Here is a 12,611-nt window from a genome sequence, read left to right on the forward strand (position 1 = left end):
CAGGGTCAGCGTACCGCAGGGACATCCTGCTGACGGCACTAAATTCATAAAGAAATATGTGGGCAGTGTGTGTTTAGTATTATGTTTCTGTTAAGTGCAGCCACTGGGCGTATCGGGTTGCGCTGGCGGCTTTATCCCATAAACTGGTGTTCAGGCGCTGTATCTCGTCTTTCCTTCCGACCAATTCATGAGTGTCGTGTCGGAGCATCAAAAAAGCCGCTGATAGGAGCAGCGGCTTTTCTGGTTTTGATATACAGGAGTATCAGTTCCCCCAATTTTTATTGGCCTTGTCACCCATGACAAACTCTAGCGTGCCACCATTGAGGATGTCGTTATGATCCAGCTGAGGCTTGTCCAGCACCTTGCCATTAAGTGTGGCGGACTGTATGTATTTATTTTTTGCCGAAGCATTCCTGGCGCTGATCACAAAGGATTTACCGTTGGGCAGGCTGATGCGTGTCTTCCGGAAAAAGGGCGAACCGATGCTGTAGGAAGCCAGACCGGGGGTGACGGGGTAAAAGCCCATCTGCGAGAAAACGACAAAAGCCGACATGCCGCCGCCGTCCTCGTCACCGGGTACCCCCATCAGGTCGTTTCTGAACCACTCGCCGATCAGCTTATGAATGCGCTTTTGCGTCATCCAGGGCTGGCCAGCATAATTATACAGATAAGGAATATGCAGTGCAGGTTCATTGGCCATCGAAAACTGGCCGACGTTGCCCGTATGGTCCGGGAGCTGCGCATAAAAATCAAATTTAGAACGGCCTAGCGGCTGCTGGAACATGTCGTCCAGGTACTGTACAAACAGCTGATTGCCCCCCATCAACTTTATCAGGTCCGGGATGTTGTGCTGTACATCCCAGCGGTATATCCAGGCATTATTCTCGCCGTAATATTCACGGGCACCCTGGCCACCTGAAAATACGTAGTCAAAAGGCATGATAAAATTGCCTTTTTCATCTTTGGGATGGAAAAATTTAGTCTGCTCGTTAAAGAGATTCCTATAGTTGAAGGACTGCTTCATGAAGAGCTCATAATCGTCTTTTATGCCCAGTTCATTGGCCAGCTGTGCCAGGCACCATAAGTCGTAGGAAGTGCCGAGTGTGACTGCCACCGGCTGCCGGCGTTCAAAGCCATGCACCTCCGGATAGATTTCCTTTTCACCCGGATGCAACGCGGGGATATAGCCCTTTTCTTTAAAAAACTGGTCCATTTTTCCGGCCGGCTTATCCGACCAAGGCGCCAGGGTTTTCTCAGTGATCGCTCCCTTTGCGGCCAAGTAAGCTTTTTGCACATCGAAACCACGGATGCCCTTGCGGTAGGCATCCAATAAGGTCGCCACTCCGTGATTGGAGTTCATCCGGCGGCTGTCGCCCGTGATCTCCGGGAACGTCGGCAGCCAAGGTCTGTCCATCTGTTCGGACATCCGCACAAAGGAATGCAGGATATTCGATTCGGCTTCCGGATCCATTAGGACACGCAGCGGATGATGGGCGCGGTAAGAATCCCAGATCCAGTCGTCCGTAAAGAATGGCCGGCCTCCGTCCTGATGGATCTTGCCATCAAAAGCACTGAAATACCGGCCATCCTCCGAGATGTTGACCGGCCGCTCGTAAGTCCGGTACAGAGAGGTATAAAACACCTGTTTGTCCGATTCATTTTCGCCTTCGACGGCAATTTTACCCAGTGCACGGTTCCATTCCTGACGTCCGTTGTGCGCCACTTTGTCCAGATCGAAATCGGCAATTTCCCGCTCGAGGTTCGCTTTGGCCTGCGCCGCATCGATAAACGATATACCATATTTCATCCTGAGCGAGGTGTTCGGCCCGTCAAATTGCAGCAGGAGACAGGCATTGCGCCCCTTCGCTTCGGTAGCAGGCTGTAGCTTCCCCTCCTGCAGACGCTTCACCGCGATTGCCTTATCTTCGGGTACCGCATACATATAGACGCGCGTGCCGTTGCCGATGTCCTGTACCCCCGAGAGGCCCCGGCCATCCCATTGCAGTTCGCCACTGCGGGAGTTGAACTGTAAGTATTTGGTGCCCTTGCCTGCAAACGTAAACACATATATTGCGGACTGATGTGCTACCGCATAGTCGACCTGGATATCTTCCTGATCCAATAACACCGAGTAGCGATATGGTGTAATTTGCTCCTGATCGTAGCTGTACCGCTGCACCGGGTTCAGCTGAGCAGGTAGCTGCTGCATCGGGCTGAGGTTGAACGCCGACGACCCACGGTGACTTGTGACGACCAACGGCAGGCCATTGAGGCGGTCTGAAGTAAAGTCACCACGCTCGGGGTAGACGCGCAGCATGCTGTTGGGCAGGTGCACCGTCGGATAAGTCGGCACCAGCAGATGACTGATATTTCCCATATACGGATTGACGTAGTCGACATAGTCTTTGGTCACTTTCGATTGAGAAAAACCTTTTAGCAAAGCAATTAAAAGAAAAGCGCAACAGCAGAATGCGCGCCGCCATGTCTGCGTTCCTGATTTGATATTGTTTTTTGGCATGATCATGAATTTAGTAATCAATGGTATTTGACAAAACCCTAGTTTCGTCTCTAAGTTAGCGTTTTTACACAAAAAACACGGCAGATTCGCGTTGAACTTATAGACCGGATTAAAAAACTTGGGATCGGGGCTGCGGTCTTCGCAAACCTCTTGGCAGTGGTGGTACAAATAAGTAAGGGGTCCGACTCCGCCGGGCCCCTTATTGCAATTCTAGGCAGTTAAAGCAGCCTAGTTATTTTTTCTCCCATCCCGGATTCTGTTTCAGGTTGGGGTTTTTGACAATCGCTGTCGCCGGTATGGGATAGAGGTACTGTTTATTGTTATTGTCCCAGGACCTCGGCACGGCCTTGTACCATTCCAGGTGGTTATCTGCGGTCATTGTCTGGAAGTTTTTGTCACTACCGCCGATCGCAACTTTCGCTACACCCTTGGGTGCCGAAACATCTTCAGGCTTTTTCTTTCCGTCATAAAATATCACGTCAGGTGTACCGTCACGGTCCAGGTCCATAAGCTGCTCCCGGGCAGGAACATAGATTCCCGTCCACGGCATCGTCGCCATCAATGGTCCCAATTTCCAGCGTTTCAGATCGTTGAAACGGAAACCTTCCAGTGCCAGTTCGACCTGTCTTTCCCGACGTATTTCCAACAGTACCGGATCATTGATATCCGGGAAGAAGGTATTTTTGAGGTAGCTATCCACCTTTGTCGGCAAGGTATTGATCCCTGCGGTAATACCAGCGCGTGCACGCAATGCGCCGATGGTATTAGCCCAGTCAGTTGCGTTAAATTGCCCTAATTCCCGGCTTGCCTCCGCATAGTTGAGCAGAATTTCGGCATAGCGCATCAGTGGCACCGCATTGATATTATAGGCTCCATTATCATAGTAAGGATCATCCAGTGTATATTTAATAGGCTGGTATCCCGTGTATGTATAACTTGCGAAGTTGGGTGGCGCTGCCGCACCGCCACGCTTATAGCCCGGTGTACGGATCAACTGCGCAAGGCGATAGTCGCGATTCTGGCACTCCTCATAAAATTCTTCAGTCATGTAGTTTGGCCGATCCGTGTACGGCGTCCCGTCCAGATTAAGAATGCTATTGATAAAGGGGCGTACCAGGCTTAGTCTTGGTCCGTAGGTTGCCGATGTCCACCACCAGTTGGCGTCGTTCATCAAGGCCTGCTCCTTGCTGAAGGCGAGACCAAACATCACTTCCTGCTTGACGAGCTGATTGCTGGTAAACAGCTGGCGCTGCGACAGCTTTGGATCACTGCCTATATTCAGCCTATAAGGCCCTTGCTGCATCAGGATCTTGCCTGCGTCGACTGCCATTCTAAAAAACTCATCAGGTTTTGTGGCCAGGTTGAGGTTGTGATATTTCCTAAATGTTCCCTCAAAAAGGGCCGCACGTGTTTTCAGGCCCAATGCAGTCCATTTATTGACCAAGGTACCATCGCCACCATCATCTGTAATATTCGCGTAAGCAAAATCCAGGTCTTCCATGATATGCTTCATGACCACTTCACGGGAATCCTTCGGTGCCATGAGAATATCTGTTTCATCCACCGCTAACGGGTGGTCCACCCAAGGCACATCCCCAAAACGCACCACTTTATCGTAATAAAACCAGGCCCTGAAAAAGCGGGCGATACCGATGTAGTTATTTTTGACCGCATCACTCAGGTTGGGACTCGTGCATTTGACGATCATCTGGTTGATATTGCGTAGGGCGGCAAAATCCCAGCCAGAACTGACCTCCGGGGAATAAGCGCCCTGCACCATAAAGTCATTCAGGCTATTGACAGCCGAATAGTCGGCCATCGCATCCCCCTTAAAGGCGTCGCTCCTGGAGGTAATATTACGGTAGAAGGAGTTGCTGTAGTTGCGTAGCCCATTTTCCGTACCGAAGATATCCTCTTCCGTTGCCGAAGCTTTTGGCAGCTCATTCAGTTCACAAGAACTCAATAAAAGTGCTATGATAGGTATAAAAAAGATTCTTTTCATTTCTCACTATTGTTATAATCCGATGGATAAGTTAAAACTGATGCTCTTCATGACAGGATAGTTAAATCCGTCGCCACTGTTGCCGCTTGTTGCATCCAGGCGCATGGTACTGTTTACGTCCGGGTCCGATTTGGCCAGGTTTCCGACATCCAGATCTCTCGTGCGTTTATACAAAGGCGACCAGGTCCAAAGATTTTCGCCCGATATGCCCGCACGCAAGCTACTGATCTTGAGTTTGGATGTAACCGCTGCCGGGAAGTTATATCCGATCTGGATATTTTTCATGCGGATATAGGCAATATTCTGCAGATAGCGGGTTTGCGGAGTCGTCTTGAGGGACTCGTTGTAACCTGCATACCGGGGCAGGTATGCGTTTGGATTATCCTCAGTCCAATAATTGTTGAGGTGCCACTCCGGCAGATTATTGTATGGCCGGTTATACTGTCCCCAAAAGATAGATTCGTTGCTCGGGTACCAATGCTGTCGGCCGACACCCTGAAAGAATGTCGAGAAATAGATATTCTTCCAGTCCATATTGATATTGAAGCCATAGATATACCGCGGTTCGTAATTCCCGATAATGGTCTTGTCACCATGGTCATAGATGGTGTTGCTTCCATAGTCGATGACACCGTCACCGTTGAGATCAGCAAAGCGTACATCTCCAGGGTATATTTTGCCGGAGTTGGAAGATCTGATTACTTTCTGTGTCGGTGCCCCGTCGATTTCAGCCTGGTTTTGGAACAAGCCCTGCGTTACATAACCCCAGATCTCACCCAAGCGCTGGCCTTCATAATAGCGATCTTGCTGATAGCGGTCATTTTGCAACAGTCCAGCCTTGTTTTCATAGCGGTCTATCGTCGATCGGTAATCGGCCAATGTAGCTTTCACGGACCAGTTGAATGGGGAGCTGTTCAGATCAAACCTGTCTTTATAGGCAATGCTCAACTCAAATCCTTTGGTTGTCATGTCTGCATAGTTACCCTTTGGGGAGGCGGCTCCAAAAATATCCGGCAGCTCCACACTGAGTGTATACATGTTCAAGGTCTTGCGCTGATAGATATCACCTGTAAAGGTCAATTTGCCGTTTAAAGATGAAAAGTCGACCCCGAAATTGGCTGTCCTGGCCGTTTCCCAGGTCAGATTATTCGGAATTACCTTGGGCACAGAAGTATAGGAAGGCTTCTGTCCGTTGAGGAGGCGATCCATGATACGTATATCGTACAAATCCATAAACGAATACGGATCCACCACACCGTTACCCAGAGAGCCATAGGAAGCACGGAATTTAAGGTCTGAAATAATGCGCTTATCCACGTTAAAAAATGGTTCCTCAGAGACCCTCCATCCGGCGGAAGCAGAAGGGAAAAACGCCCATTGCTGATCTACCGGAAAACGGGATGAGCCATCGTACCGACCGTTGAATTCAAAGAGATAGCGGTCTTTAAAAATATAATTGGCCCGCACAAAGATTCCGGCCGTACGGTATTTGTTATACTCGGCCGTCGCCGTCGTATTCTGTCCTAGTGCCAGGTTGATGTTGTCCACATCCTCCGTCAGCAGGCCTATTTTGTTGATGTACGTCCCGCTGATGCTACGCTGTTCATAGTTGTATCCCAGCAAACCCTTGAAGTAGTGGTCACCCACTGTCTTTTCGTATTCGCCATAGATATTTCCAAACAAGTATTTCCACTTCTGGTCAACCTGATAGATATTGTTGTTGAGATCCGTTTCCAGTTTCAGCGTTTTGCCTTCCTGCGTACTATAGGGTACAGGCACCCGTACGCGCACGGAGTTCAGATCGCGGTTTCTGAACGTCAGGTCCCCCTTGATGCGCAGGGTATTGTTCAGAAACTTAGTTTCAAAGGAGGTGGTATTGCGAAGATCGCGGTTTTCCGTCTCTACCCGGTTTTTACCATAGATAAAATCACCTACCGTATAGGCGGCAGAAAAGCTGAGCGAACCATCGGGATTGAAGATAGGCGAAGATGGGTGTCCCTCGTCCGCAATGTTCCGCCAAATGTTACCGCCTTCGCCTGCGGTAACCGGATCGCGATATTTCGAATAGTTGTAATCAATGTTGTTGCTTATGCGCAGCCATTCGTTGACCTGCACACCGGCCTTTGCACGTGTATTGTAAATCTTATATTTGTCCGTGTTATAGCGGTACAGCCCCTTGTAATCGTAGGCACGGCCAGAAATGTAGTAATCAAACTTTTCTGAATTTCCATTCACGGAGAGGTTGTGGTCCTGTACAAAGGTATGGTCTTTGATCAGCGCCCCGTAGTAGTCTTCATTTCCATAATATACATAATTCCCCTTGTCATCTACGGTTACTTCTTCTGTGATGCCCTGCTCTTTGCGTCTTTTGAACTCATTGAGCCAATCCATCGTAAAGATCTGCGTCTTGTTTAGCTTGCTTGGGATCGACGAGTAGTTATTCCAGGCATTGTATGCCTCAAAGAAATGTGACGCATATTCATAACCATCCGTAACAAACTTGGGTAAGGTAATGGGCTTCTGAAACGAGCCATTTCCCGAATAGTTAATGGATGTTTTGCCTGCTTTGGCTCGTTTGGTCGTGATGAGCACCACGCCAAAGGTTCCGCGCGAACCGTAGATAGCCGATGCAGCAGCATCTTTGAGTGTGGTCACGGTTTCGATATCATTGGGATTGATCGAAGCCGGATCGCCCTCTACACCATCGATCAATACGAGCGCACTTCCACCCTGCCCGATTGAAGTAGTACCACGGATGTTGAAGCTCGGCGCCCGATTGGGTTTACCATCGGCCGGAGTGATGTTTAAGTTGGGGATCACGCCCTGCAGCATTTGGCTGGCGTTGCCCAGCACACGTCCTTCGAATACTTCCGACCCGACCTGGTCCACGGCTCCTGTCAAGTTCACTTTCTTTTGCGTACCATAACCCACCACCACCACTTCCTCCAGCTCGGTATCCTTGGACTCCATCACAATATCGAGCTGATTGCCTGAGACGGTGACAATCTTTTCGCTATAACCGACCAGCGTCAGCTTCAGCTTCTGTCCGGCATTGGCCGGTAAGCTAAACTGCCCGGACGCATCAGTCGATGTTGTTTTTCCTGTCGAAAGGTTTGTGATGGTAACCCCGGGCATGGCTGCTCCGTTGTTGTCTTTGACCACCCCTTTCACGGTAGACTGAGCTGCAATAGTTTGCGTCTCTTTAGTCAATTTGACATGATCACGCTCTACATTCGCCCATGTTGGGTAAGAGAGACCCAATGCCATACTGATTAGTAGTGTTTTCTGCATTTTTAGTCTGGTTTAGAATTTAGCATCAAAGATGATGCTTTCCTTTGGTTCATAATTTACCGTAATGTTAAGAAATATTTAATTAATAACCATACGAAACCAAAAGAAACCCTAACCAGCAACGTGTACTTAACCCTAATTTAATCTTCGGGAAGCAAAATTTTAAAAAACACGGTCATTATTATAGGCAGACCACACTGGGATTTGGGCCTTTCTTCAGCAGCGTACCGAACCCTATTAGATCCGGTTTTCGTTGAGCATCCGCACAAGATCTTCGGCGCCCCCATCGAACTTTTGACCATTGACGAAAAAGGTCGGCGTCCCATTCACCCCGCTCATCATACCGCTTTCAAAATCGGCATCGATCTTTTCCTCGATTCCCTCGTCCTCCAGGTCGGACCTGAATTTTTCCATATCCACCCCCAGCTGCTCAGCGAGGTCGGACAGGAGACGGGTGCTCAGCGCATCCTGATGTTCATATATCCTATCGTGCATTTCCCAAAATTTCCCCTGCCTGCTGGCCGCTTCGGCCGCACGCGCCGCAGGACGGGCATATGGATGCATTTCTGAGAGTGGAAAATTACGGAATACAAAACGGATCTGCTCCCCCAGCTCAGCCATCATCGGCTTCAAAACACCATGCGCAGCAGCACAATGCGGGCATTGGTAATCCCCATATTCGACAATCGTGAGATCAGCTTGTTGATTTCCCTGCGAATGGTCAGCATTGCTGACCTTTGGTCTGAGTGCCATAATTAATTTGATTTAAGGTTTTCTAACGCTTCTATAATACCATCGGCACCGGGATTTACCGCGGTCGGTGACAAGTAACTCCATTGGATCACCCCTTCCTTGTCGATCACAAACAGGGCCCGTTTGCATTCCCCTTCTTCCTCGTCATAGACACCGTATTTTTTGGCTACCGCGCCCTTTTCCTCAAAATCGGCCAGCAATGGAAAATGCAGATTGCGGGACTGTGCAAAGGCCAGGTGGCACCATTTGCTGTCTACAGAAATACCCAGAATTTCAGCATCATATTTCTTAAAATATTTGAGCATTTCATTATATAAGGCCATCTGATCGCTACAGACCGGACTCCAGTCGGCAGGATAAAAGGCAAGGACAACATTCTTTCCCTTAAACTCAGACAGTTTGATTTTCTGATCGGGGGTCGCGTACAAGGTAAAATCCGGCGCCACGTCGTTTTTTTGTAACATACTAAGGTATTTAAAGTTCAACCATTCTCCAGAGCCACAGGTGATCCTACTGATCTCCATTGGCCCCGTTCCATAAAACAAAGTCTTGTCGAGTAAAAATTGTTTTATTTACTTGACGATCGTTTCAATACCTTGCACCTCAGCCACGGACAATTCCACCTCAGAAACAGTCCGCCCTAAGGACCGTTACTTGTTTAACCATCTCCGTATCACCCTGGTATAATTGGGCATGACCAGGTAGACCATTAGAAAAACGATGCTCCCCGAAATCAGTAATCCATCCAAAAGGCGATTTTGCGGAATATGCAGCTCACGAAAGAGAGGTAGCAGGAGCAAGGGCATAAGCAATGAGAGCGGGTAAATGGCCGACCAGGTCACCAGGTATTGTTTCCAGCGGCGCGGCACCCTACCGGTCGGTTCCGGCGTTTCAAAAAGGAATTCGAGACCGGATCTGATTTGATAACGATCATTCTGACGGAATAAAGGAGAGGCCTTTTCGATCATTCTTTTGCGGGTATCCGACTCCATCCAAGTTTTTAGATTGTCCACGGTATCGAATCTAATGATCACCGTGTAGACAAAGGTCAGCTTGGGAATAGGTCTAATGACCTGCAGATCGATAAATCCCGCTGCATGTTTGGTAAGCGGAACAATTTCTGCCAGCCATTCATCATATTCATGTTGTCTGTCATCCAGAATGTGATGCGTTATGACAACCGAGGCGCCTTGATTTTCCATATTTTTTGTTTAGTTGATTCATTTACACCCAACGAACCCTATTTCTGCACACTCCAGCATTGCATATGTGGGAACCCGAAATAGGGATTGCTCTTCACACGTACAATTATCGTTAAAAAACATCAAATCCACGATTTTGCTACGAGATCCGTTGATCTGACTACATCCGCATTTGGGCAAATCATCACTTTTGTATCAACACAATATTTTAAAGAAAACAGTTATGGAAACACAAAAAGTATGGTTTGTCACCGGAGCCTCCAAAGGGCTGGGACTATACCTCGTCAAAGAACTTCTGAATCAGGGTTATCAGGTGGTAGCGACCTCCCGCACGCGGCAGGCATTAAGCGATGCTGTGGGCGATCACCCCAACTTCCTGCCGCTCGAAGTCAATCTCACCGACGATGCAGCTGTCGCAGGCGCCGTATCTTCGGCTATCGATTATTTCGGACGGATCGATGTACTGGTCAACAATGCCGGCTATGGACAGATCGGAGCCATCGAAGAGCTCAGCGATGCGGAGGCGCGGCGCAACTTTGACGTCAATGTCTTCGGATCGCTCAATGCCATCCGCCACATCGCCCCGCAGCTCCGTCAGCAGCAGTCGGGACATATCTTTAACATCGCCTCGATCGGCGGCTTTGCCGGCAACTTCCCCGCTTTTGGCGTGTACTGCGCGACCAAGTTTGCCGTTGCCGGATTCACAGAAGCACTGGCAGAAGAGATGGCTCCATTTGGCGTGCACACCACCTTGGTGTACCCCGGATATTTTAGGACAGACTTCCTGCGTTCGGGCTCCATCCAGACCCCGGCACAGCCTATTGAGGCTTATGTCACCGCCAGACAGTCCGAAGCAACACATCTGCAGGAGATCAACGGCAACCAGAGCAACGATCCGCAAAAAGCGGCCACTGTCCTCATCGAGCTCAGCAAGCTGGAACAGCCGCCGGTACATTTTATGATGGGTGCCGATGCCTATGACATGGCCAAAAAGAAAATCAGCCTGATGGCCGATGAGGTCGAGAAGTGGAAATCCTATACGGTATCCACAGGTTATTGATCTCTCCTATGGCTGCCAGCTAATGCACTCTTACTAATCGGTAAAAACAGTAAATTTGTATATGGACACTACATTTCGCTTTCATTCGCTTTCGGAGTTCCACCAATTTTGTGGATTGCCTGGGCCCGAACATCCCCTGATCAGCCTGGTGGATTACAGCCAGGTAAAATATCCCATCAATGATACAGAGATGAAATGGATACAGCATTTTTATTCGATCGGATTAAAGCGGAATGTAAATGCCCGTTTCAATTATGGTCAGCAGCAGTACGATTTTGATTCTGGCGTGCTGACCTTCGTTTCACCCCTGCAGTTTCTAAAAGTCGAAATCAATCCTGAGGTGCAGGTAGAACCCAGCGGCTGGATGCTGCTGATCCATCCCGACTTTCTGTGGAATAGCGAACTGGCACACACGATCAAGCGTTACGAATTTTTCCAGTACGAGGTTCATGAGGCCCTATTCCTTTCGGACAAAGAGGAAGCCATACTCGTCGATATCCTCCAAAATATCGAAAAAGAATATCAGTCCAATATCGACAAGTTCAGCCGCGAATTGATTATCAAGCAGATCGAACGCCTGTTGATTTACTCTGAACGCTTTTACGAGCGACAGTTTATCACGCGTAAAAAATCGACGCAGGAACTGGTCACCCGGTTTGAGCAGCTGCTTTCCGCCCAATTTGATCGGGACAAGCTTCTGGATCAAGGTATCCCAACGGTTGCTTATCTGGCCCAGCAGCTCCACCTTTCACCCAATTATCTGGGCAGCTTGTTGCGGATCTACACGGGTCAGAACACACAGCAACATATACAGGGAAAAATGATCGAATACGCCAAAGAAAGGCTCAGCAACAGCCCACTTTCAGTCAGCGAAATTGCCTACGAACTGGGCTTTGAGCATCCGCAGTCGTTCAGCAAGGTATTCAAGAAGAACACCCAGCAGAGTCCGGTAGAGTTTAGGCAGTCTTTTCAGTAAGCCTCCGCGGAGACTACGATCTTTATGCATACGGATTCTGGGTCTAATCCGCGTAATAACCTTCCACACCAACCCCTATGGTCCAGAAAAACTTAGATTTTTCGAGGTCCTCAATCAGCATGTCCGCGTTTTCTTCATAATCGCCCTCCGCTTTTATCGACTCCATTTCTTCCTCGATATCCTCTTCGGTCAGCTGCCGCCACACGCCGACGGATATGTTCAGGAAAGCGTAACAATAACCTGCTTCGCTGTCGTCGACCGGCCCCCTATTTTTTTCGCTCAGGATATTGAGCAGCTCATCCGCTTCCACCTGAAACGGATTGACCCCATAGATACTGATTTCGGTTTTTTGGGGGTATGGTCCATTGATGCTTTCAATAAACTGCAGAAATCCAGCCTCGTTAAAATCCAGGCGCAGCTCCAGGTCATCGTAATAATACTGGTCATCCAGCGCATCGGATGGTGCGCCGAGTAAGGCTTGTACTTCGAGCCGGCTGGCCCCCAGGGATACCTGGCCTATGTCTTCGATATGCATTCCGACAAGCGGGATAAGTTCGATCTTTTTCATCCTTTAATCTGGTTTATTTACCTTCTATGAACATCAACTAGCCCTATAAAGTTAGGCAAAAAATACCAGAGAATACCCGAGGCGGATATTTCATCCCGACGGCATACTATATACCGAGAATCGGATGTTATACCAAGAATCGGATGTTGCAAGCGGCCAAAAAATCTTTTCGATAGGAATTTCAGGGAATAGATAATACCTTTGAAGTGTAAAAACACATGACTGCCAAACCAAAAAATGG

Annotated in this window: 9 protein-coding genes; 2 read left to right on the forward strand and 7 right to left on the reverse strand. The window is 48.8% G+C overall.

Going from position 1 to position 12,611, the window contains the following annotated elements; genetic code table 11:
* Nucleotides 1-262: 262 nt before the first annotated feature.
* From K7A41_RS02615 to K7A41_RS02640, 6 genes are all read right to left on the reverse strand, one after another.
* Nucleotides 263-2,518 (reverse strand): GH92 family glycosyl hydrolase, encoded by a 2,256-nt coding sequence (locus tag K7A41_RS02615; protein ID WP_265712487.1) that lies wholly within the window; start codon nt 2,516-2,518, stop codon nt 263-265.
* Nucleotides 2,519-2,750: 232 nt separating this feature from the next.
* Complete coding sequence (locus tag K7A41_RS02620) at nt 2,751-4,520, reverse strand: RagB/SusD family nutrient uptake outer membrane protein (protein ID WP_265712488.1); 1,770 nt, start codon at nt 4,518-4,520, stop codon at nt 2,751-2,753.
* A gap of 12 nt (nt 4,521-4,532) precedes the next feature.
* Nucleotides 4,533-7,811, reverse strand: coding sequence for a SusC/RagA family TonB-linked outer membrane protein (locus K7A41_RS02625; protein ID WP_265712489.1), 3,279 nt, complete (start codon nt 7,809-7,811; stop codon nt 4,533-4,535).
* Nucleotides 7,812-8,048: 237 nt separating this feature from the next.
* The gene (locus tag K7A41_RS02630) at nt 8,049-8,564 is read right to left on the reverse strand and encodes a DsbA family protein (RefSeq protein WP_028069762.1); all 516 of its coding nucleotides are present in this window, start codon (nt 8,562-8,564) and stop codon (nt 8,049-8,051) included.
* Nucleotides 8,565-8,566: 2 nt separating this feature from the next.
* Nucleotides 8,567-9,028 (reverse strand): redoxin domain-containing protein, encoded by a 462-nt coding sequence (locus tag K7A41_RS02635; protein WP_265712490.1) that lies wholly within the window; start codon nt 9,026-9,028, stop codon nt 8,567-8,569.
* A gap of 186 nt (nt 9,029-9,214) precedes the next feature.
* The gene (locus K7A41_RS02640) at nt 9,215-9,766 is read right to left on the reverse strand and encodes a hypothetical protein (RefSeq protein ID WP_265712491.1); all 552 of its coding nucleotides are present in this window, start codon (nt 9,764-9,766) and stop codon (nt 9,215-9,217) included.
* A 190-nt stretch (nt 9,767-9,956) separates the two neighbouring features.
* On the opposite strand from K7A41_RS02640, the gene K7A41_RS02645 reads away from it, so the two are divergent.
* Together K7A41_RS02645 and K7A41_RS02650 are read left to right on the forward strand one after the other, a co-directional pair.
* Nucleotides 9,957-10,826, forward strand: coding sequence for an SDR family NAD(P)-dependent oxidoreductase (locus tag K7A41_RS02645; protein ID WP_265712492.1), 870 nt, complete (start codon nt 9,957-9,959; stop codon nt 10,824-10,826).
* A 61-nt stretch (nt 10,827-10,887) separates the two neighbouring features.
* Entirely contained in the window at nt 10,888-11,802 is a 915-nt protein-coding gene (locus K7A41_RS02650) for a helix-turn-helix domain-containing protein (RefSeq protein ID WP_265712493.1), read from the forward strand.
* Between the two features lie 43 nt (nt 11,803-11,845).
* Here K7A41_RS02650 and K7A41_RS02655 read toward each other — a convergent pair whose 3' ends face one another.
* Nucleotides 11,846-12,370 carry a hypothetical protein gene (locus K7A41_RS02655; RefSeq protein WP_265712494.1) on the reverse strand — a complete coding sequence of 175 codons (525 nt, stop codon included), beginning with the start codon at nt 12,368-12,370 and terminating at the stop codon, nt 11,846-11,848.
* Between the last annotated feature and the right edge of the window lie 241 nt (nt 12,371-12,611).

Origin of the sequence: Sphingobacterium sp. InxBP1 (assembly GCF_026191775.1) — a bacterium.
Classification (GTDB): Bacteria; Bacteroidota; Bacteroidia; order Sphingobacteriales; family Sphingobacteriaceae; genus Sphingobacterium; species Sphingobacterium thalpophilum.